20 protein-coding genes are annotated in these 21,442 nt (G+C 70.7%); 8 read left to right on the forward strand and 12 right to left on the reverse strand.

Annotated elements, in window-relative coordinates:
- Positions 1 to 17 precede the first annotated feature (17 nt).
- From ACFV46_RS13105 to ACFV46_RS13115, 3 genes are read right to left on the reverse strand one after another with little or no spacing between them, the layout of a single operon-like run.
- On the reverse strand, positions 18 to 839 hold the full coding sequence (locus ACFV46_RS13105; protein WP_385498135.1) for a carbohydrate ABC transporter permease: 822 nt from the start codon (positions 837 to 839) through the stop codon (positions 18 to 20).
- Positions 836 to 1,795, reverse strand: coding sequence for a carbohydrate ABC transporter permease (locus ACFV46_RS13110; RefSeq protein WP_385498136.1), 960 nt, complete (start codon positions 1,793 to 1,795; stop codon positions 836 to 838). Before ACFV46_RS13110 ends, ACFV46_RS13105 begins: the two co-directional genes overlap by 4 nt.
- Positions 1,792 to 3,105, reverse strand: a complete 1,314-nt coding sequence (locus ACFV46_RS13115) for an ABC transporter substrate-binding protein (protein ID WP_385498137.1) — start codon at positions 3,103 to 3,105, stop codon at positions 1,792 to 1,794. Before ACFV46_RS13115 ends, ACFV46_RS13110 begins: the two co-directional genes overlap by 4 nt.
- Positions 3,106 to 3,399: 294 nt before the next feature.
- On the opposite strand from ACFV46_RS13115, the gene ACFV46_RS13120 reads away from it, so the two are divergent.
- The 4 genes from ACFV46_RS13120 to ACFV46_RS13135 all read left to right on the forward strand — a co-directional run bounded on the left by ACFV46_RS13120 (position 3,400) and on the right by ACFV46_RS13135 (position 8,603).
- Positions 3,400 to 5,118: a class I mannose-6-phosphate isomerase gene (locus ACFV46_RS13120; protein ID WP_385498138.1), complete on the forward strand. Its 1,719-nt coding sequence runs from the start codon at positions 3,400 to 3,402 to the stop codon at positions 5,116 to 5,118.
- Entirely contained in the window at positions 5,115 to 6,047 is a 933-nt protein-coding gene (locus ACFV46_RS13125) for an ROK family protein (RefSeq protein WP_385498139.1), read from the forward strand. The genes ACFV46_RS13120 and ACFV46_RS13125 overlap by 4 nt, the downstream gene beginning before the upstream one ends.
- Positions 6,048 to 6,091: 44 nt before the next feature.
- Positions 6,092 to 7,099 (forward strand): LacI family DNA-binding transcriptional regulator, encoded by a 1,008-nt coding sequence (locus tag ACFV46_RS13130; protein ID WP_283288486.1) that lies wholly within the window; start codon positions 6,092 to 6,094, stop codon positions 7,097 to 7,099.
- Between the two features lie 139 nt (positions 7,100 to 7,238).
- On the forward strand, positions 7,239 to 8,603 hold the full coding sequence (locus ACFV46_RS13135) for a glycoside hydrolase family 125 protein (protein WP_385498140.1): 1,365 nt from the start codon (positions 7,239 to 7,241) through the stop codon (positions 8,601 to 8,603).
- 78 nt (positions 8,604 to 8,681) lie between these two features.
- On the opposite strand, the gene ACFV46_RS13140 is transcribed toward ACFV46_RS13135, so the two are convergent.
- Positions 8,682 to 9,335 carry a hypothetical protein gene (locus ACFV46_RS13140; RefSeq protein ID WP_283288489.1) on the reverse strand — a complete coding sequence of 218 codons (654 nt, stop codon included), beginning with the start codon at positions 9,333 to 9,335 and terminating at the stop codon, positions 8,682 to 8,684.
- A 348-nt stretch (positions 9,336 to 9,683) separates the two neighbouring features.
- On the opposite strand from ACFV46_RS13140, the gene ACFV46_RS13145 reads away from it, so the two are divergent.
- From ACFV46_RS13145 to ACFV46_RS13155, 3 genes are all read left to right on the forward strand, one after another.
- A complete protein-coding gene (locus ACFV46_RS13145; RefSeq protein ID WP_385498143.1) occupies positions 9,684 to 11,186 on the forward strand; it encodes an FG-GAP repeat protein in 1,503 nt (500 codons plus the stop codon).
- Positions 11,187 to 11,254: 68 nt separating this feature from the next.
- On the forward strand, positions 11,255 to 11,638 hold the full coding sequence (locus ACFV46_RS13150; protein WP_361929870.1) for an antibiotic biosynthesis monooxygenase: 384 nt from the start codon (positions 11,255 to 11,257) through the stop codon (positions 11,636 to 11,638).
- A gap of 210 nt (positions 11,639 to 11,848) precedes the next feature.
- Positions 11,849 to 12,994 carry a PQQ-dependent sugar dehydrogenase gene (locus ACFV46_RS13155; protein WP_385498144.1) on the forward strand — a complete coding sequence of 382 codons (1,146 nt, stop codon included), beginning with the start codon at positions 11,849 to 11,851 and terminating at the stop codon, positions 12,992 to 12,994.
- A gap of 94 nt (positions 12,995 to 13,088) precedes the next feature.
- Here the strand turns inward: ACFV46_RS13155 and ACFV46_RS13160 are convergent, their stop codons facing one another.
- Positions 13,089 to 13,466, reverse strand: a complete 378-nt coding sequence (locus ACFV46_RS13160; RefSeq protein ID WP_376726377.1) for a MerR family transcriptional regulator — start codon at positions 13,464 to 13,466, stop codon at positions 13,089 to 13,091.
- Positions 13,467 to 13,541: 75 nt separating this feature from the next.
- Between ACFV46_RS13160 and ACFV46_RS13165 the strand changes: the two genes are divergently transcribed.
- The gene (locus tag ACFV46_RS13165) at positions 13,542 to 14,270 is read left to right on the forward strand and encodes an SDR family oxidoreductase (RefSeq protein WP_385498145.1); all 729 of its coding nucleotides are present in this window, start codon (positions 13,542 to 13,544) and stop codon (positions 14,268 to 14,270) included.
- 162 nt (positions 14,271 to 14,432) lie between these two features.
- On the opposite strand, the gene ACFV46_RS13170 is transcribed toward ACFV46_RS13165, so the two are convergent.
- From ACFV46_RS13170 to ACFV46_RS13200, 7 genes are all read right to left on the reverse strand, one after another.
- Positions 14,433 to 14,696, reverse strand: coding sequence for a DUF2630 family protein (locus ACFV46_RS13170; protein WP_385498146.1), 264 nt, complete (start codon positions 14,694 to 14,696; stop codon positions 14,433 to 14,435).
- A gap of 59 nt (positions 14,697 to 14,755) precedes the next feature.
- Positions 14,756 to 16,144: a dihydrolipoyl dehydrogenase family protein gene (locus ACFV46_RS13175; protein WP_385498148.1), complete on the reverse strand. Its 1,389-nt coding sequence runs from the start codon at positions 16,142 to 16,144 to the stop codon at positions 14,756 to 14,758.
- A 202-nt stretch (positions 16,145 to 16,346) separates the two neighbouring features.
- Positions 16,347 to 17,156: an SAM-dependent methyltransferase gene (locus tag ACFV46_RS13180; RefSeq protein WP_283288498.1), complete on the reverse strand. Its 810-nt coding sequence runs from the start codon at positions 17,154 to 17,156 to the stop codon at positions 16,347 to 16,349.
- 100 nt (positions 17,157 to 17,256) lie between these two features.
- Positions 17,257 to 18,315 carry an ABC transporter permease gene (locus tag ACFV46_RS13185; protein WP_283288500.1) on the reverse strand — a complete coding sequence of 353 codons (1,059 nt, stop codon included), beginning with the start codon at positions 18,313 to 18,315 and terminating at the stop codon, positions 17,257 to 17,259.
- A gap of 271 nt (positions 18,316 to 18,586) precedes the next feature.
- Positions 18,587 to 19,333, reverse strand: coding sequence for a DUF6082 family protein (locus tag ACFV46_RS13190; RefSeq protein ID WP_385498150.1), 747 nt, complete (start codon positions 19,331 to 19,333; stop codon positions 18,587 to 18,589).
- 214 nt (positions 19,334 to 19,547) lie between these two features.
- Positions 19,548 to 20,171, reverse strand: a complete 624-nt coding sequence (locus ACFV46_RS13195) for a hypothetical protein (protein ID WP_385498151.1) — start codon at positions 20,169 to 20,171, stop codon at positions 19,548 to 19,550.
- Positions 20,172 to 20,441: 270 nt separating this feature from the next.
- Positions 20,442 to 21,380 carry a LysR family transcriptional regulator gene (locus ACFV46_RS13200; RefSeq protein WP_383653069.1) on the reverse strand — a complete coding sequence of 313 codons (939 nt, stop codon included), beginning with the start codon at positions 21,378 to 21,380 and terminating at the stop codon, positions 20,442 to 20,444.
- Between the last annotated feature and the right edge of the window lie 62 nt (positions 21,381 to 21,442).

The raw sequence follows: 21,442 nt of genomic DNA on the forward strand, positions 1-21,442 counted from the left end.
GTGGGAGACAGGCCCGGTCAGCGGTGGATCTTGAGGCTGCTGACGAAGAAGCGCTGGGCGGAGAAGAAGAGCACCACGGTGGGCAGCGAGACCAGGAGGGCACCGGCCAGCACGATGGGCGGCCCGACGTTGGAGTAGTTGCCCTGCAGGTCCGCGAGCGCCGCCATCACGGGCCGGATGTTGCGGCTCGTGACCATGGTGATGCCGAACAGCAGGTCGTTCCAGACGGCCACGAACTGGAACACGAACACCGCGATCATGGCGGACCTGGTCAGCGGAACGTGGATCTGCCAGAACACCCGCCACCACGAGGCACCGTCCATGCGCGCGGCCTCGATGATCTCCCGGGGCAGCGTCAGGGCGTAGTTGCGCATGACGAAGAACGCGAACGGGACGGCGACCGCGGTGTAGATCAGCACGAGTCCGACCTGGGTGTCGTACAGGGAGGTGCGTGCGTAGGACAGGAACAGCGGGCGGATGAAGACCTGCAGGGGCAGCAATGTGCCGGCGTAGACGACCCAGAACCACAGGGCCTGCCGCTTGACGGGCATGATGATCGTGGCGAACGCGGCGAAGCCGGCGATCACCGCGGCGGCCCCCGCGCTGACCGCCGAGTACAGGAGGCTGTTGCCCAGCGAGGGGCCCAGGTTGGCCTTCTCCCAGGCTTGGGACATGTTGTCGAAGAGTCCGAAGTCCTGGGGCAGCCAGTGCGGGCTGCCGGAATAACTCTGCGCGGGCACCGCCGCGTTGACGACGAGGAGCCAGGTCGGGATCAACCACAGCAGAGCCAGGGTCGCGATGGCGGCGTTGCGCAGCATTCGGCCGAGGGACATGGTCATACGCCTTTCACGTCGAGCTGGCGGCGCAGGTAGAGCCAGGAGGCCGCGAGCACGATCAGGGTGAGGACGACCGCGATCGCCGCTCCGGCTCCGGGCCGCAGTTCGAGGAAGGTCTCGTTGTACATGGACACGGCGAGGGTTTCGGTGGCCCGCCCGGGGCCGCCCTGGGTGAGCACCCAGATCAGGTCGAACGACTTCAGTCCGTTGACCAGGCTCATCCCGATCACGATGATCGACACCGGTCGGAGCTGGGGCAGGACGATGTGGCGGAACTGCTGCCAGGCACCGGCGCCGTCCAGGGAACCGGCCTCCAGGGTCTCGGGCGGGATGGACTGCAGTCCGACGAGGAAGAGGATCACGGCCACGCCGGTGGCCTGCCAGGCGTTGGCGAGGATCATCACGACGGTGTTGCCGGGCCAGGTCAGCAGCCATCCCTGGGCCAGTGAGTCGAGCCCGAGACCGGTCAGGACCTGGTTGACGGCGCCGTCCGTGGTGAGCATGAAGTTCCACACCACGGCCACCGCGGACCCTGACAGTGCGTAGGGCAGTACGACGCACAGCCGGACGAGGCGCGAGAAGCGGCCCGCGTTCGTCATGCAGGCGATGGCGAGGCCCAGCACGAAGGGGAGGACGACCGTGCCGACCACCCACATCAGGGTGTTCTGGATGGAACGGGACAGCGCCGGATCGGACGCGAACAGCGCGTAGTTGTCGAACCAGCTGAACGGGGCGGTACGCGTGTCGCTGAAGAAGCTGCGGTAGGTGGTCCACACGAAGGGAGCCAGCAGGAACAACGTGACCAGGATGACGGCCGGGGCCATGAACCCGCCGGCCAGCAGGCGCTCACGCGCAACGCTCCAGGTGGGGACGCGAGAAGGGCGCCGTGTCGCGGACGGGGGCGCCGCCTGCCCGTCGGCGGCGGTCGGCGCGTGGCGGTCGGTCGTGGGAGTGCTCATGCTTCGTCTCGCTTCCAGGCGGCCCATTCGTCGTGTGCGCGCTCCTGCATCCGGCGCAGCGTGTCGGACGCGGAGGCCTGCCCGGCCATGAATCCGCCGAGATCGTTGGTGTTGCCCTGGATGAGGCTGGGCGGACTGGCCTCCCAGTAGCGGACCAGTGCCAGCCGGCGGTTGCGGGCGATGTCCCGCTGGAGTTCGGCCACCACCGGATTGGCGGAGCGCACCTTCGGGTTGGCGGAGCTGTCCTGCAGGAAGTCGCTCCACACCCGCTGGACGGACGGATCGAGCCAGGCCCCGACGTTCGCCATGGCGGCCTGGTGCGAGGAGGCGCGGCTGGGGACGACGAAGACGCCCGACTCGGCGATCACACTCTTCGCCGTGGAGGGACGCACGGTGGGAAGGATGAAGGCGCCGTAGTCGGTGCCCGGCTTCATGCCCGCCGCCGCCATGCCGGACGCCTGCCAGGTGCCGTGCAGGAACATGCCCACCGTGCCCTCCTTCAGCGCGCCGGGGCCGCGGGCCTGGTCGAAGTCGGGTGCGGTCATCCAGCCCTTGCGCGTGAAGTCCTGCCAGATGTCCATGGCCCGGCGGGCCGGTTCGTCGGTGTAGGAGGCCTCGCCCGCCACCAGCTGTTGGTAGAAGCGGGGATCGACCTTGCTGACGAGCTCCTGGAACCATTCGATCGCGGGCCAGCCGCCCACCTGGCTCGCCAGGAAGGGCGTGATCTTGTTGCGTTTGAGGACCTCGGCGCAGTGCAGCAGTTCGTCCCAGCTGCCGGGAGCGGACAGGCCCAGCTTGCTGAAGACGGGTTTGCTGTAGAAGAGCACGTAGTACGACTCGTAGAGCGGGATGCCGTAGGCCGTGCCGCGGTAGGAGAGGGCCTCCCTCGACGTGCGGCGCACCCATCCTCTGTTCGCGTACCGCTGCCAGACGTGGCTCAGGTCGGTGAGCCCGCCCGCACGCGCCAGGCGCTTGAGCTGATAGCCGGACGCCCACTTGACGAGGTCGGATGCCTTCGAGGTCTGCAAGGTCATCTGCACGACCTGCTGATACGAGGTCACCGACGGGTTCGACAAGGGCCTCAGGGCATAGCCGGTGATCTTCTCGAGCTCCCGGCCGGCCGAGCGGTAGCCCTCGTCCCAGGTGGCGTTGTCGTTGGAGATGCTCGTCGTTCCCGGCTGCGCCGACGTGCTCGCTCCTCGCGCGCAGCCCCCTGCTGCCAGGGCGGCCGCGCCGGCGACCGCACCGGCCAGGAGGCTCCGCCGAGCGAGGGGCGTGGCCGCACTGCTGGTCCTGCCCGATGTTGACATTGATCACCTTCACGGAATCGGGCCAGCGTGCGTGGCCGGATGTGGATCACAAGGCACACCTGGCGCCGGAAGATCCCGGAGCCACCGAGCTGCGTGTTGCGGCGAGGTTAACGACACCATTTCCGAACTAGCAAGGGTTCACCTGGAAAAGAATCCCGTCACGGAAGCCGGGTTCTTCGAAAATGCAGGTCAGAGCGCCTCAGGGTTTGCAAGATTCAGTTGGGGTAGGCGTCGACGCCTTCGGCCACGTACTGTTATCGTTAACGCATCGTGGAGTCGAGTAAGGAGCAACTTGTGCCCGCGCCCCGTTCGTACGACCCCCAGCCCACCTACCAGCCGACCGACGGGAAGGTGCTCGCCGGCTGGGCGCCTCTGGCGGCGGAGCTGCCGCCGGGCGCCCTCGTCCTGGGGGTCGACGGCCCCGCGGCACTGGACTGGGCCGCGCTGACCGGCGGCCTGACACACGCCGTACGTTCGACAGGCCGCGCCGTGGACCTCTTCGACGTCCGCGACCACTACGCACCGGCCTCCTGGGACCGGATGGCCGCCCAGCCGGTCCCTGCCGACGACCCGTTCTTCACCCCGCTGTCCCAGGCGCACGTCCTGGACCTGTTCGACGCCGTCCCGCGTCCCGAGCGACCCGCGCATGATGGAGTGGTGGTGGTGTACGGGCCGGGAGCGTCGCTGTGCGAGCCGGACGTGCTCTGGTACGCCGACCTGCCGAAGCGGTACGCGGAGGCCGCCGTGTCGAACGGTGACCTGCCGGTCGGCGTCAATCTGGGACGGCCCGGTGAGCCAGGCGATCTGAGGCGCCTCTTCTACACCGACTGGCCCGTGGTGGACCGGCACCGCGACGCGATCGCGAGCCGCGTGGACCGTTGGATCGACACGCAGAACGCGGCCTCCCCGGCCTCCCTGGACGGCACCGCACTGCGCAGCACACTGGCGCACCTGGCACGCGGTCCCGTACGCACCCGCCCGTACTTCAACTCCACCCCGTGGGGCGGCCGGTGGGCGGCGAGTGAACTGGGTTTCACCCCGCGGGCGGGCAACACGGCCCTCGGCTACGAGCTGATCGCCCCCGAAGCGGGGGTCCTGGTCGGCGAGAAGGGCGGAGCACAGGTCGAGATCCCGTTCCAGTTGCTGTGCGTCGAGCACCCCGAGGCCCTGCTCGGTGAAGAGGTGCACCGCCGGTTCGGCACCTCCTTCCCCATCCGGTTCGACTACCTCGACACCATGGGCGGCGGCAACCTGTCCCTGCACCTGCACCCGCGCGAGCAGTACATGCGGGAGGTGTTCGGCTGGCCGTACACCCAGCACGAGACGTACTACGTCACCGCCAGCGAGGACGGCGCCGAAATACTCCTGGGTCTCACCGAGGACGCCGACATCGACGCCATGCGGCGCCAGGTCGAGGACGCCATCGACAAGGGCACCCCGATGCCCGTCCAGGACCACGTCCAGGCGCACCCGGCGACCGTGGGCCAGCTGTTCATGATCCCGGCGGGAACACCGCACGCCTCGGGTGCCGGCAATCTTGTCCTGGAAGTGAGCGCGACTCCCTACCTGTACTCCCTGCGCTTCTACGACTGGCTGCGCAGGGACTCCGCCGGTGCGTCACGGCCCCTCCCCTACGAACACGGCTTCGCCAACCTGGACACCGCCCGCCGCGGGGAGGACGTGCGGAAGGACCTGGTCCAGCACCCGCGTACGCTGCGCTCCGGCGAGGGATGGCACGAGGAGGTGATCGGCGCGCTGCCCGAGATGTTCTACGCGGTGCACCGGCTCGTCGTGACGCCCAACGCCACCGCCCCCGACGACACCGCGGGCCGTTTCCACATCCTCAACGTCGCCGCCGGCCAGGGCGCCGTCATCGAGACCCTCGACGGCCGCACACACTCCCTGGCCTTCGCGGAGACCCTCACGATCCCCGCCGCGGTCGGCCCGTACCGCCTCCGCGCGCTGGGCGACGACGAGGTCCGGATCGTCAAGGCGCTGGTGGTCGAGCCGTGACCGCGACCAGCGCGCGACCGCCCGCACCGGTCCCCGTCCTCGACATCGGCGGGACGCACGTGACGGCCGCCCTCGTCGACCCGTCGACGAGCGTCGCCCTCCCGTCCACGATGGTCCGCAGGCATCTGAGCTCGGACGCCGCGGCCGACGACATCCTCGACGCCATAGCGCTGGCCGCCTCGGCGCTGCCGGCCGGACACGGCCTTTCCTGGGGCGTGGCGATGCCCGGTCCCTTCGACTACGCCGCGGGCGTCGGCCGCTTCACCGGTATCGGCAAGTTCGAGTCGCTGTCCGGCGTCGACGTCGGGGCCGGACTGCGCGAGCGCCTGGCCGGCCGCGCCGAACGGCTGTGCTTCCTCAACGACGCGGACGCCTTCGCCATCGGCGAGTACCGCGCCGGTGCCGCCGCGGGTCATCGGCGTGTCGTCGCCCTGACGTTGGGCACCGGCGTGGGCTCCTCGTTCCTCTCCACGGGCCGCCCGGTCCACACGGGCCCCTCGGTGCCCCCCAGCGGACACGTGCACCACCTGACCGTGCACGGCCGGCCTCTCGAGGACACGGTCTCCCGCCGCGGCATCCGCGCCCACTACGCCCGTCTCCGCGCAGCGCCCCACGACCAGCCCCTCCTCGACGTCCACGACATCGCCGCACGCGCCAAGACGGGCGACGCCGCCGCGGCAGAGGCCTTCCGCTACGCTTTCGACGCACTCGGCCAGGCCCTGGCCCCATGGATCGACCGCTTCGAAGCCGCCGCAGTGGTCATCGGTGGCTCCATGGCCCAGTCGTGGCACCTGATCCACCCTGCGCTCACCACAGGTCTGGCGTCGGCCGCCAGGTCGGACGTGCCGGTTCTCCCGGCCCGGCAGCCTGCGGAGGCTCCCCTGATCGGAGCCGCTCACTGGGCACAGGACACATCGGACGCCCCATGAGGACCGGGGCGACACCGCACGCAGGCACAGGAAGGGGCACGGGCATGACCGCTCGCCGGGGCAGCGGGCCGACCATGCACGACGTCGGCAAGCTCGCGCAGGTCAGCGCCATGACCGTCTCACGCGTCCTCAAGAACGACCCCGGTGTGTCCGAAGCGACCCGTGAGCGCGTCTTCGCTGCGGTCGACCAGCTGGGCTACCGCCGCAATCAGACCGCGCGCAGCCTCCGCCTCGGCGGCAGCGGGATGATCGGCCTGGTGGTCACGAACCTCGCCAACCCCTTCTACTCCCGCCTGGCCCTGGGCGTCCAGGAGGTCGCCACGGAGCACGGCTTCCGGATGCTGCTCAGCAACTCCGCCGAGCAGGCCGACCGCGAGCCCGAGCTCATCGACGGACTCGTCGACCACCAGGTCGAAGGCCTGATCGTCGTCCCGGCGGGCAGCCGTCAGCAGCATCTGGCCGCCGCGATGCGGCACGTCCCGGTCGTCCTCGCCGCGCGGCCCCCCGCCGGGCTCGACACCGACTGCGTCCTGGTCGAGGACTTCCACGGCGCGCGCGAGGCCACCGCCTGTCTCCTGGCCGAGAGCCACACCCGCATCGCCTTCCTCGGCAACCCGCCCGCGCTCTACACCGGTGCCGAACGTCTGCGCGGCTTCTGGGCCGCTCACGAGGAAGTAGGCATCGAGCCGGACAACGCACTCATCCGCCAGGGCCTGGTCGATGCGGCGACAGCGGAGCAGGCGACCCTCGAACTGCTCCAGCGGGCAGACCGCCCCGACGCGCTGTTCTGCACCAACAACCGCATCAGCCAAGGCGCGATCCGTGCCCTCTACAAGGCGGGCACCACCCTGCCGCTCGCCGGCTTCGACGACTTCGACCTGTCCGACGTCCTCGGCCTGCCCCTGACCCTCGTCTCCTACGACGCCGACGAGATCGGCCGCCAGGCCACACGTCTGCTGATCGACCGCCTCGAACACCGGGACACGGCCCCGCCGGCCTCCCGCCGCGTCACCGTCCCCACCCGCGTCATCCGCTACGGCTCGGGCGCCTGACCTTTCCACCGGACACCCGCGGGCGGTAGCCACCGCCCTCGCCCCGCCCTCGTGCGCGCGGACGCGGGGTCCCATCAGGAGGGCCCCCTCCCCCGCCGCCCGGGCGACGACTGCCAGACGACCGCCGAAGGACTTCCCCATGCGATCCCCGGACTTCCCCACCAGCGTCGCGGACCACCCCGTCGTGCGACGCGCCGTCCACCGACTCGATGACCTCGGCGACCCACGCTTCGGCCGGACGCTGGTGCGCTGCCTGGACGACACCTTGGCCCGGACCATCCGGCCGATGCCCGACGGCTCCGCCTTCGTCGTGACCGGAGACATCCCCGCCATGTGGCTCCGCGACTCCTCGACGCAGATGATGCCCTACCTGGCGTTGCTGCGTGACGACACCGCGCTGCAGGACCTATTGCTCGCGGTGCTGCGCCGTCAGTTCCAGCAGATCGCACACGACCCCTACGCCAACGCCTTCAACGCGGAACCGTCGGGGCGGGCTCATGACCGGGAAGACCTGTGCGACGACCCCTGGGTGTGGGAGGAGAAGTACGAAGTCGACTCCCTCGCCTTCCCGCTCCTGCTCGCTCATCGCTTCTGGGCGGCCAGCGGACGAACCGACCACCTGCCGCAGACGCTCCGCGCGGCGCGCACCGCCATCGAGGTGTGGCGCACGGAGCAGGACCATGAGAACCACTCCGCGTACCGCTTCGTGCGGCACAGCGGTCCACCGAGCGACACCCTCCCGAACGGGGGACGAGGAACCCCCGTCGGCCGGACCGGGATGACCTGGAGCGGCTTCCGGCCCAGCGACGACGCGTGCCGCTACGGGTACAACATCCCCGCGAACCTGTGCGCCGCCGCAGCACTCGACGGCGCGGCGGAACTGGCGCACCAGGTCCGCGACACCGAACTCGTCGCGGACGCGGCCCGATTGGCGGCTGAGCTACGAGCAGCCACGGTGCGGCACGGCACCGTGGAGCACCCCGAGTTCGGCACGATCTACGCGTACGAGGTGGACGGCAGGGGCAACGCCCTGCTGATGGACGACGCGAACATGCCCGGACTGCTCTCCCTCCCCCTCGTCGCGAACATCGCCCCGACCGACCCGCTCTACCTCGCCACGAGGAGATTCGCGCTCTCACCGGCCAACCCCACCTGGTACCGGGGAGACGCGGCCGAAGGCATCGGCAGCCCGCACACACCTGACGGGCACATCTGGCCCATCGGCATCGCCGTACAGGGACTGACCAGCGACGACCCGGCAGAGCGCGTCACGGCACTGCGCACGCTGCTCGCGACCGACGCCGGCACGGGCGCCATGCACGAGTCGTTCCACAAGGACGACCCCCACCGGTTCACCCGCCCGTGGTTCTCCTGGGCCAACGCGATGTATGCCGAACTCGCCCTGGATGTCGCGGGGTTCGGCACCCGGCCGCTGTGGGACTCGAACACGAAGCAGGGGGCGGCACGGGGCGCCACGTCACATGGCCGGTCAGGGTCCGCGTGAAGGGTGCGGCGGCCGGCGTCCCCGGCGAGGCGAGGCCGCATCGATGGGCGCGCGTCGCCTTCCCCTGCCCGCGCCACCTCAGCCGGGTACGACCTCGAAGGCGACCGACTCGGTGCCCGTCTGGCGCCAGTCCGTGGAGACGTCCGCCGTCAAGGTGTACGACCCGGGCTCGTCCAGGCTGTCCTCGAAGTTGAAGAGCGTGATGCTCGGCGGCCGGCATCGCCCGCTCGTGACCCGCCGCACCACCTCGGAACCACGGCTCAGCGTCCACTTGACGTAGCAGCCGCGGTCCAGCCGCCCGGTGTCGTCGTAGACCTCGGTGTCGGCACCGGGCCGTGACCCCGCGCGGTAGGTGTCGGGCCCCGTCTTCCCGGACGAGCCCAGCTTGATCCGGACGGTCAGAGCACCCGTGTGCCCCGGGGTCTGGACGACGGCCGCTTCGGGAGTGTCCTCCTCGACGGGCCGGGTCACGGGATCACGCGTCGGCTCGGGGGCCTCCGGCTCGTCGTCCGGCGCAGGCGTGTCCTCCTCCTGCGAAGGGGGCGTGCGCGGGACCTCCGGCGTGGTCGGGGCCGTGAAGGTGTCGGTCGCCGTGGGACCCGCGACCGACGGCGGAGCGGGGTCCTCCCCCTTCAGCTCCTTCACGCCGACGATCAGGCCCACCACGGCGGCGACGAGGCCGATGATGACGATGACCGGGTGATCGGCCAGACTTCCGCGCGATGTACTCATGGTGGTCCTCCCCCGTCGGCTTCCCCAGAACCCGTGCGACGCGCCTGACGCCCGGTGCCGATGGGGCAGACCCTAGCGAATCCGGCAACGCTCCGAGACCGGTTCGCAGCGCCCCCCGGCGTCCACCATTACGCCGACACCCACCCCGTGTTGATGGCCGGAACGTTCGACGGGGCGTACAACCGTGACCGTGCCCCGGCTGTCTTGTGGAGTGAGCGTGCTTCCGGGTGGGTGCGGCACGGACCCGCTCAGCGCACGGGACGTCGGGCCCTGGATCGGTCCCGCGCCGTGCGGGGCGTCGTCGAGCAGGACGCCGCGACAGATCCCGAGGGCCAGGGAGGTTCTCCAGTGCGTCACATCAGAAGCGCGGTCGTCACGGCCGCGGTGCTCCTCGTCGTCGCTGGCGGGGCGGTCGTCACTGCTCCCGCCGCAGAGGCCGCGGTGCCCTTCCCGTCGATCGGCTGGCAGCAGCGCAACTGCGACTTCGACGGTGACGGCTACGACGACGTGCTGACCGGCGCGCCGGGGGCCACGGTCGGCGGCGCCGCGCGGGCCGGCTACGTGAGTGTGCAGTACAGCTCGTCCGGTGGCCTCAGCACCACCAGGAGGACCGTCCTGCACCAGAACGTCTCCGGCGTCCCCGGCGGCGCCGAGAGCGGCGACGGCTTCGGCCGGGCCGTGGCCTCCGGAGACCTGGACGACGACGGCTACGACGACGTCGTCGTCGGCATCCCCGGCGAGGACCTGGCGGGGCTCTCCGACACGGGTGCCGCCACCGTCTTCTGGGGCTCGCCGGACGGGCTGCGCGGCACCGACAGCACCTGGCTGGAGAACGGCGACGCGCTTCGGGCCGGTGCGCACTTCGGCCGGGCGATCGAAGCGGCACGCTACTTCGCGCCCGACCCGGCACGACCGGACGCCGACCCGCGTGACTCGATAGCCGTCCTGGAGGACGACGCCCTCCTGTTCTTCACCGCCTCCCCCGGCGAGGCAGGCCGGCGGGTCACGATGTCGCACCTCAGCGTGGAGGCGCGGGACTTCGCGCCGGCGGGCACCGGATTCACGTTCCGCGGTCTCTCCCACGGCAACTACAACGAGGACCCCTGGGCCGACCTCGCCGTCTCCGGCGTGACGACCGGTGAGCGCGCGGGCACCGGCTCGGTGCGGGTGCTGCACGGCGCGCCGGACGTCGAGGACATGGGCGACGGCGGCACCTTCCCCGGCGGGCCGGCGATCGTCTCCGGCGACTGGGACGGAACCGGGCAGGACGACCTCGTCGTCGGCGACACGGGAACAGGCTCGCCCAAGGGCGGCGGAATCGCCCTCTACCTGGGCCGCGGAGACCTGTCCGGTCTTGAACCGGAGCCCGCGCAGTACTGGACCCAGGACTCCGTGGGCGTCCCGGGGGTGGCCGAGACGGGCGACCAGTGGGGCGCCGACCTGTCCGCCGGCGACACCGACGGCGACGGGCACCCGGACCTCGCCGTCGGCGCACCCGGCGAGGACGTCGGCAGCGTGTCCGACGCGGGCGCGGTGTGGGTGCTGCGCGGCGACCGCGGCGGGCTCACGCATGTGGGAGCGAAGAGTTTCGACCAGCAGCATGCCGGCATCCCCGGCGTGGCGGAGGCCTCGGACCGCTGGGGCGGCCAGGTCCGGCTCATCGACGCGAACAAGGACGGCCTCTTCGGTCTGCTGGCCTCCGCACCGGGCGAGAACACCAACGACGGCTTCGTCTGGGTCCTCCCCGCCTCGTCCTCGGGGCTCACCGCCGCGGGCACCTGGAACTACGGTGGTGCCCGGCTCGGCGCACCCGCGGCCGATGCTCGGTTCGGGGCGGCGATCGACGAGTAGCGGCGGTCGGCCACCCGATCCTGACCGAACGGTGGATCTCGGACGCCGTCCTGCCTCAGTGTGGCGACATGAACGATCACTCCGAACTCCCCGTCCTGCCGGTGGAGGCCTTCGAACCCCCCTACTACGTCGCCGTCTTCACGACAGTGCGCTCCCAGGAACAGAGCGGCTACGCCGAGACCAACGCCCGCATGGAGAGCCTCGTGAGGGACATCCCCGGCTACCTCGGGATGGACCACGCCCAGACCCCGGGAGGGTTGGGGATCACGGTCGGATACTTCCGCGACGCCGAGGCGCTGGCCGAGTGGCGGAGCCACGCCGAACACCGCGCGGCGCAGAGGCGCGGCCGTGCCGAGTGGTACCAGAGCTACACGCTGCACGTGGCGAAGGTGGAGAGGAGCAGCGCGTATCACGCGGAGGGAGGTGTCCGGCAACGGCCGACAGCCACGTGACCTGAACGTGGCGACGCTCCCGTTCGACCTTCAGGGCGCAGTTGGTCTATACCAAGGGCGGCGGTCAACGTATCCTCATCCGTATCCGGCCGGTAGCACACGGTTCACTCCCCACACCCCCCACAGATCGCGTGCTGTCGCAGACGATCCCGCACAACAGGCCGGGGCAGTCACGCGACCTGCCGATTCACCGCCTCCAGGAGGAACACGGTGAGAGTTCGCACCAGAAGCTCGGCGATCATCGGCACCATCTGTCTCGTCGCCTCCCTCGCCCTGACCACGGCGTCCGCCGACGAGCCCGCTGCCGCGCGGCAGGCGGCGCGCATCACCCTCACGAACGTGGCCACGGCCAAGAACCCCACGGCCGGCGCCGCCGGACCCGGAGGGAGGCTCTGGATCGCCGAACGCGCGGGCACGGTCCGGGTCCTCGGCGACCAGGGTCTCGGCAGGCCCGTCCTGGACATATCCGCCGAGACCACCACCGACGGCGAACGCGGGCTCCTCGGTATCGCGTTCGACAGGAGGTACGCCCACTTCTACATCTCGTACACGAACCTCGAAGGCACCAGCACGGTGGACGAGTTCGCCGTACGCGGCGGAAAGATCCAGCCGCACACCCGCCGCACCGTCCTCACCCAGGCGCAGCCCTACGCGAACCACAACGGCGGCGACATCAAGTTCGGCCCCGACGGCTACCTGTACATCGCGCTCGGCGACGGAGGCTCCGGCGGCGACCCGCACGGCAACGGACAGAACCTCGGCACACTGCTCGGCAAGCTCTTGAGGATCGACCCCAGGGGCGGCACGCCGTACGCGATCCCGGCGGACAACCCGTTCGTGAACACCCCGGGCGCCAGGGGCGAGATCTGGTCGTACGGACTGCGCAATCCCTGGCGGTTCTCCTTCGACGCGGGCACGGGCGACCTGCTGATCGGTGACGTCGGCCAGAACGACTGGGAGGAGATCGACTGGGCCCCCGCGAGCAGCAAGGGCGGAGAGAACTACGGCTGGGGCCAGATGGAGGGCACCCATCCCTTCCGTGGCGGCACGGAGCCCGCGAACCACGTACCGCCGGTCCACGAATACGACCGCGGCAACTTCGGCTGCTCGGTGACGGGTGGCTACGTCTACCGGGGCAGGGCGATCCCGGCGCTGAAGGGCCAGTACGTCTTCAGCGACTACTGCGACGGCACCATCCGCTCACTGCGGTTGAAGAACGGCAAGGTGACAGCCGTGAACGACCTCGGGGTCAACGGCGGCGAGGTCATCTCCTTCGCACAGGGCGGCCGTGGCGAACTGTACGTCTTCGCCATCGGCGGCAGCGTCCTCCGCGTCGACCCCGCAGCTCGCCCCTGACGACCCCGCGCCCACGCGTCCGACAGCCGGACCACAGAGGATGGCCCGCGCGCGAGCTCATCGCGCGGGCCGAGACGTGTCGCCGACCGCGCGGCTACGGGTGCGTGTCCGTGATCGCGATGACGGCGTCGAGGCGATCCCGTGCGGCTTCCAAGTCCTCGATCTTGGCCTGGATGCGCTCGCGCTCGGCGCGCAGCATGGCTCGTTGATCGGCGTCCGTGTGCCCGGAGTCCCAGCACGGCAGGAGTTCGGTGATCCTTCGGCTGGTCAGGCCCGCGGCGAACATCTGCTGGAAGAAGCGGACCAGGGCGATGGCGTCCTGCCGGTACAGGCGCTGGCCGGACGGGCTGCGCTCCGCGGTGAGCAGCCCCTGCTGCTCGTAGTAGCGCACGGCGCGCACCGAGACGCCCGCGCCCCGTGCCACCTCTCCGATGCGGATCAACCGCTCGGTCGCGTCCATCGTGACGGACATCGGTTTTCCTCTCACCCAGGCTCTGACCGCCGGCACTTGCCTCTGACGTTGGCGTCAGGTTTTAGCGTACGGGACATGGACATCAACAACTCCGTCGCCCTTGTCACCGGAGCCAACCGCGGCCTGGGCCGCGCCTTCGCCCAGAGCCTGCTCGAAAGGGGGGCCCGCAAGGTCTACGCGACGGCCCGCCGACCGGAGGCCGTAGACCTGCCCGGGGTCGAGGTCCTCCCCCTCGACATCACCGATCCCGCATCCGTGCGGGCCGCTGCCGAGGCCGCCCCGGACGTCTCGATACTCGTCAACAACGCGGGAGTCAGTACGGGGACCGACCTGGTGACCGGTTCGCTGGACGCGGTGCGGCACGAGCTGGAGACCAACATGTTCGGCCACCTGGACATGATCCGGGGGTTCGCTCCGGTGCTCGCCCGAAACGGCGGGGGTGCGATCGTCAACGTCCTCTCCGCCATGTCGTGGTTCGGGGGCAGAGGCGCCGGCGCCTATCACCTGTCCAAGGCAGCCGCCTGGGCCATGACCAACGGCGTCCGCCTGGAACTCGCCGAGCAGGGGACGCTCGTCACCGCGGTGCACCTCGGCCTGGCCGACACCGACATGGCCGCGGGCTGGCCCGTGGACAAGATCGCTCCCTCGGATCTGGCCGCTGCGGCGCTCGACGGTGTCGAGGCGGGCGCGGCCGAGGTCCTCGCCGACCAGTGGAGCCGGGACGTCAAGGCGCGTCTACCCCTGACGCCGGAGGAGTTCAACGCCGCGATGGACCGCGCCATGGCGGCGCTGATGGCGGCCTGACGGGTCGGGAAGCCCCGGCTCGGCAGTGGACGGCCGTCGCCGCCCGCTCTCCCTGAGCGTCCTGATCGCTGGGTCCTGGTCGCCTTGGGCGTCAGTCGTCTCTTACGGAGACCGGTCCCCGCCTGCAGGAGCAGGTGGGGACCGGTCTCCTCGAAGCCGGGTTCAGGAGAGGTAGCCCTCCACCTGTGAGGCCGGGCGCACCTGCGCCTCGGCGGGGTCCTGCCCGGCCGCGGCCCGGGCGCGGCGCTGACGCAACAGGTCCCAGCACTGGTCGAGTTCCGTCTCCAGCCGGGCCAGTCGTTCGTGCTCGGTCGGCTGGTCGACGGTGTTCTCGGCCAGGCGGTCGCGCAGGTCCTTCTCCTGGCTGATCATCTCCTGGATACGGCCGAGGATCTGCCTCTCGGCGTCTGCTTCGGAGTTCGACATGGGATCCCTCCCTCGTGATGTGGTGTTCGGCCGCGCCCGCGCGGCCGAAGGGCTGTGGATCAGTCGGTCCAGGCGTTGAAGAGCATGTTCAGGCCCTCCGCCATCGTCGGATGAGCGATGATCGAGTCCCTGAGCAGCGTGTACGGAGCGCCTGTCAGCATGGCCGTCTGAACGACCGTCAGTACCTCGGAGGCGTCCGGACCGAGCAGGGCGACGCCCAGAATGCGCTCGCTGTCCCGGTCCACGACGGCCTTCCAGAGGCCGCGCGTGTCCCGGAGGGTGCGGGCTCGCGGAATGGCCGCGACCGGCATCCGGGCGATCCGCACGTCGTGGCCGGCGGCCCGGGCCTCGGTCTCGGTCATGCCGACCCGTGCCAGTTCGGGTGTGGTGAACAGGTTCCAGGGCACCAGCCGCTGGGAGGTTCGCCTGTCACCGCCCGCGATGTTCGCCTTGACGATGCGGTAGTCGTCCAGCGAGACGTGCGTGAACTGCGGGCTGCCCGCGACGTCGCCGACCGCCCAGGTGTGCGGGGCCGTAGTCGCCAACCGGTCGTCCACCTGGACGAAACCACGCGCGTCCGTCCGCACACCGGCGGCCTCCAGGTCGAGATCGCCCGTCACCGGTTCCCTGCCGACGGCCACCAGCAGGTCCGTCCCGGTGACCTCGCCCCGATCACCGAGGTCCACGGTGACGCCGCCGGGGCCGCCTGACACTCCGATGGGTTTGACGCCCGTGCGCAGGTCCACACCCGCTTCCCCGAGGAACCCGGTCAGCGCCTCCGAGATGTCGGAGTCCTCCCGCGGCAACACCCGGTCACCGCGATGCAGCACCGTGACCCGGCTGCCGAACGCGGCGAACATCTGGGCGAACTCCAGCCCGACGTAGCCGCCGCCGATGACGACCAGGTGCTCCGGAAGCCGCTCCAGACGCAGGAGCGTCTCGCTCGTGAAGGGCTCTGTCCCGGCGAGCCCGGGGATGTCCGGCATCGTGGGGGTGGTACCGGTGTTGATCACCACGTCCTTGCCGCGCAGGACCCGGGTGCCGCCGTCGTTCAGCTCGACCCGCACCGTGCGCTCACCCGTGAAACGGGCGGTACCCAGGATGAGATCCATACCGCTGTCGATGAACTGGCGGTGGTTGAGGTCGACCATGCCCCCCACCACGCCTTCCTTGTGCTCACGCAGGAGGGCCAGGTCGGCCACGGCCTTGTCGGTACGGACGCCGACCTGCTCCGCCCGGCTCAGGCTGTCGAGAAGCCTGGCACTGGTGACCAGGCTCTTGGTGGGGATGCACGCCACGTTGATGCACGTACCGCCGATCATGCCTCGCTCCACCATGGCCACACGTCCGCCCGCGCGGGCGATGTCCATGGCGAGGGTCTTGCCACCCTTGCCACCCCCCACGACGAGAAGATCGACTTCTTCCACGCCGGTGTCCGCCTGCGCCATGCCCCACTCCTTCACCGAGAAACTCGTATCCGTCCATCCTCGTCCGGCCACCCGTCCGCCGCACCCGACGAGACCGTTCCGGGAGTGGTGAGCGCGCCGGCCATTCCGGCCTCCGGTCCGACCGGACCCGCCACCGTGCGGCCATACGTCCCGTCTCGGCACCGACGTCGAGGCGCGGCACGCCCCCGCCAGGGCGGACGCCTCAGGTCTTCCGGGCCATGCCGGCGACGATGAGGCGTTCCCAGACCGTGAGGTCCTCTTCGCCTCGCGCTCGGTCGGACTCGTCCGGCCGCCACAGGGGCGCGGGGACGATCCCCGGGTCGAGGATCTCCAGGCCGTCCAGCAGGGCGCCGATCTCCGCGTCGGTGCGCCACCGTCCGCGGCCGAAGGTCTGCTGGAGCACCTTCTCGGCCGCCACGGTCTCGGGATTGTCGCCGGAGCGGAAGTGACTGAGGAAGAAGCAACTGCCGGACGGGACCTGATCGCGCCAGTAGCGGACGATGCCGGCCGGGTCCTCGTCGTCGTTCACGTGGTGAAGGATGGCGCTGAGGATGACGGCGACGGGGCGGGAGAAGTCGATCATCTCGAGCGTGGCGGGGTGGCGGCGGATGCCTTCGGGGTCGCGCACGTCCACCGCGACGACACGGGTCAGGTCGTTGTTCTCCAGAAGCGCCCGGCCGTGGACCAGTACTTGGGCGTCGGTGTCGACGTAGACGACCCGGGACTCGGGAGCGTGCCGTTGCGCGACCTGGTGGACGTTGTCCGCGGTGGGCAGACCACTGCCCAGGTCCATGAACTGCCGGATGCCCGTGGTCTTCGCGATCTCTCCGACCGCCCGGATCAGGGCCGCACGGTTGGCGAAGGCGATGGCCACCGAACCTGGCAGGTCGCGCTTGAACGTGTCGCCGATCTCGCGGTCCACGGCGTAGTTGTCCTTGCCGCCGAGCAGGTAGTCGTAGACACGGGCGATGCTGGGTCTGGTCGGATCGATGGCGGAGCCTTCGTGCGTCATGGCGGCCATTCTTCCCGGCGACACGGCCTGGGACCCCTGTTTCCGGCACTCCCGGCGGCCGGCCTGGCTGCCACCGGCGCCGACGGTCCGGGCGCCGGTGTCAGGATCCGCCGCTCCCGGGTGCCGCGTCGTCCGCCGGCCGGCGCTCCCGCCCGCCCGGGTGGCGATGCTGCCAGATCAGGAACACCGCGCAGGACACCAGCGCCCAGCCGGCCAGCACCAGGAACGGGAAGGCGTGCTGGTGCCCGGCGAAGTACACCGCCGTGTGCTGGGCGTTGACCGAGGCGCCGGGCGGCAGCCACCGTCCGATGACGCCCAGCGCCGACGGCAGCAGCGGCCACGACACCGCGCCGCCCGACGACGGGTTGCCCAGCACGACCATCACACCCCAGGTCGGGATCATCGCCCATCGGCCCATCCACGTGTTGAACATGGTGAAGGTCATGCCACTGGCGAACATGGTGAGCGCGAGGATCAGCCACGACTCCACGAACGGCAGGTCCAGCGCGCCGAGCAGCCAGTCCACGGCCGCTGCGATGGCGAATCCGCCGAGCAGCGCGTAGCCGGCCGTGAAGGCGATGCGCTCGGCGGCGGTGAGCGCCCGGGCGTGCACGCTGAGCTGGATCGCGCCGACGAAGCCGATGACCACGGCGGCGAGCGAGATGTAGAAGATGGCCAGGCCGCGCGGGTCGCCCTTCTGGAGCGGATTGACGTCCCGGACGGTCACCGACACCCCGGTCGCCCGTCCCACCGCGGGCGCCGACTGCCTCAGCAGCTCCGCCACGGACGCACCGGACGCCGACGTCACGTCCAGCAGCACGCGCCGTCCGTCGTCGCGCGCTTCGAAGACCGCGAAGACGCGTTGTTCCTCGACGGCTTCCAGCGCCGCTTCCCGCGAGTCGTAGGCGCGCGTGTGCAGCGAGGAGTCGAGCGCCTTGCCCATCCCCGCCAGGAAGGCCCGGGCCCGCGCGTCCTCGTACGACCCGACGACGGCCGTCGGGATCCGGCGAGGCGTCGGATTGGCCATGGTGTAGGTGTACGACCAGGCGAACAGCCCGGCCGCCACGGCCAGGATGAGCGAGAGCACGGTCGCCGGCCACAGGGGCGTCCCGCGGAAGCGGGCCCAGCGGCCCTCGGGCTCTTCCGGACTGTCGTGCACGTTGCCCGTCCTTGGTCCTTGCGGCTCGTGTCGCCGCCTCCCGCAGCACCCGGTGGCACGGCTCGTGAGGTGCGGCTCCATCGTCACGCGGCGGACACGGCCTCCGGTCACCGACACCCTGCTCGGTCGGGTGAAGACCACCGTGATGGCGCGGCGGACGTGCAGCACCCGTGGCCGGCCCCTGTCAGTGCCCCTTGTCCGGGGTGCGGTCCCAGTCCGCCGGCCGGCCTCCCGACTCGGCACATGGGGGCTCCGTGCGGAGAGTCGGCGTTCAGCGTCGACGACGGAGAAGGGATCCGAGGGCGAGACCGGACCCCAGACCGATCAAGGCGCCGGCCGGGGCCTGCCATCGGCGCGGTACCCGCGGGGCGGGTGCGGGAGGCCGTCCGGAAGGACGTGGAGCGCGGGGCGGGGGTCCGATGGCGACGGCACGGGCGTGCTCCTCGCCCACCACGCTCACGAAGCGCCGACCGACACGGCTCGCGGAGGACCGTGCCGTCCACGACGGGTGAGCCCTGCTCCAGTACTCCCGCCCCGCTCGTCCTGAGAACATTCCGGCGACCATGTCCCGCAGCAGGCTCTCGGAGATCGTCCCGATCTCGAAGCCCATCCACGCGTAGTTCATCATCAGGTCGGCGTACACATGCCGTTTCTGGTCGTCCGGATCGACGATGTCCGTGGCACCCCAGACGGGCTGGAAGAGCGCCTGGTCGTCGAGCTCCAGCCGGACCAGTTCCAGGTAATAACTGCGGATCGCCTGGATCTGCTCCGCCCGGGCCTGCCGGTTCTGGACGATCAAGGACAGGGCGACACCGGCCAGCGCCAGCGCCGAGACGATGGCCGACGTGAAGCCGTACGCGGCGCCGACCTGGCTCAGCCGGTTCCAGTCCACACCTCGGGAGCCGGAGATCCCTTCCAGCACCAACGGCGACAACAGCACCACCGCCAGCACGGTCGCCGCGACGGCTGTCAGCCCGAGAGCCTTGGTCACCCGCCGGGCCACCGGTGTGGTCGTCACTGGACGATGACGGGCTATCAGGTCACTCACCCCCTGGTCGGCCTGCCCCCGTGACGGGGCCGGGCCTGGGCAGCCTACTTCCCGCACAGGGTGAGACAGCCGGGAAGAGCCGGACCGGTCACGACCGCCTCCGCGCAGCACGGGCACGGCCGTCCCTCGCTCCGCTCTCCGTGCCGAAGGGACGGCCGTGGCCACCGTTGGCGTGACCGCCCGGTCAGTACAGCTTGTTCACAGCCGTGGTCGTGGTCTTCTTGAAGGCGGTCACGGGGGCGTCGTCGAAGTCGCCCATCTGGCCCCACTTGACGACGGTGACCGTGTTGCCGTCCCGTCCGACCGACAGCAGCGCGACGTCGTTGGCCCCCCACGACGTCTCGGTGTGCAGACCGCGCACGCGAGCGCCCTCCTCGACGGGCAGCGTGCCGTAGTCCCGGACCTCGGCCTCGACATCGGGCGAGGATGCCTCGATGCGCTCGGCGCAGGTGCGGATCAGGTCGTCGTAGTGCTTCGCCAGGGCCTTGGCCAGAGCGGCTGAGTCCGCCACGACGGTCAACTGGACGGCGCCGGTGTCCAGATCGGTCCAGAACTCCCGGTTCCGGTACTCGTAGGAGGGCACGCCCTCCGTGCTCACGCAGAGACCGAGGCCCTCCGGGAACCCTTCGGTGACCGGCCCGGCGGTCCACGCCGACGTCGGATGCGGCGGGAGCTGGGTGGCCGACAGGAACTTGGGTACGGCGGCCTTGGGCGCGGCGCCGGCCGACGGGGCCGTGAGGACCGTGCCCGCGGTCAGGGCGGCGACGGCGAGTGCGGTGAGAGCGCTGGTTCGGCTGCGCATGGACATGGGTGTTCCCCCGTGGATGAGTGCGTGGACGTGAATGCCGCGGCAAGGCCGGCTGGTCAGCCCGAACCTCGTCGCCGCGACACCAGAAGCATCGACGGTCACGGCGGTCGAACGCAACGACTGACGGACGACCCGACACCATGGAACCGTCCCATGCCCTCTGACCTGCGGGAACATGGGGTGCCTGGGACACCGTTCCGGGACGGGAGGGCCCGGATGGTCCTCGTCCTGCGTCGGTACCCAGGACCGACGGCGGTCTTCCGACCATCGTCAGAGCTCCGGGGCCGTCGTGGCGGTCGCCTCCTGCGTCGGAGCGTCGGTGAGACGGGCTGCGCCCCGGAGCGCCTTCACCAGGGCCCGCAGCGCGGGATGTTCGAAGGCGATCTCCCGTACGGCCGCCGAGATCACCCGGAACGGTTCGGGGCCCCGTACCCGGCGTACGACGACCCCCGGGTGACGGGCGCGCAGTCCCAGCATCGGCATGAGGCCGACGCCGAGTCCCGCCGCGACGAAGCCCTGGGCGGTGGCGTAGTCCTCGCTCTGGACGACGAAATCAGGACTGAATCCCGCCGCCGCGCAGGAGTCGAGCACCGGTTCCAGACACGGCCCGGGAGGCTCGCTGCCGACCCATTGTTCGCCGGACAGTTGGTGCAGGTCGACGATCTCCTCGCCGGCGAGGGGATGGTCGCGGGGCAGTACGGCGGCATACGGGTCGTCGAGCAGCCGGACGAGTCGGAGGTCGTCGCCCGCGTGGTCGGGCGACCGGACCACCACGGCCAGGTCCGCACGGCCTCGCGCCACGTCCTCGAAGGGGTCGTCAGGATCGCTGAGCCGAAGGTCGACACGGACGTCGGGGTGCTCGTCGCGGAGGCGGGCCAGGGCCGGGGCCACCAAGGTGGACCCCGCGGTGGCGAAATAGCGTACGGACAGGCGACCCGTGCGCCCGGCGCGGAGGTCGGCGAGGGCGCTCTCCGCCCGTGCCACCGCCGCGCTGATCAGGGCCGCGTGCTCGGTCAGCAGCAGGCCGGCGGCCGTGGGCCGCACACCCCGGCCGACCCGCTCGAGCAGTGCCGTGCCGGCTTGTCTCTCCAGGGCCGCGATCTGCTGGCTGACGGCGGACGGTGTGTAGCCCAGGTGGGCCGCGGCGGCGGTGACCGTGCCGCTCGTGACCACCGCGCGCAGGACCTGCAGTCGCCTCACATCAAGCATGTAGTCCAGCTTAACGATCTGGGTAGAACTATTCGCTTGTTCTCACGTCCGGGCTGCGGCAC

The sequence above is a fragment of the Streptomyces sp. NPDC059852 genome (genome assembly GCF_042731455.1).
In the GTDB taxonomy this organism is placed as follows: domain Bacteria; phylum Actinomycetota; class Actinomycetes; order Streptomycetales; family Streptomycetaceae; genus Streptomyces.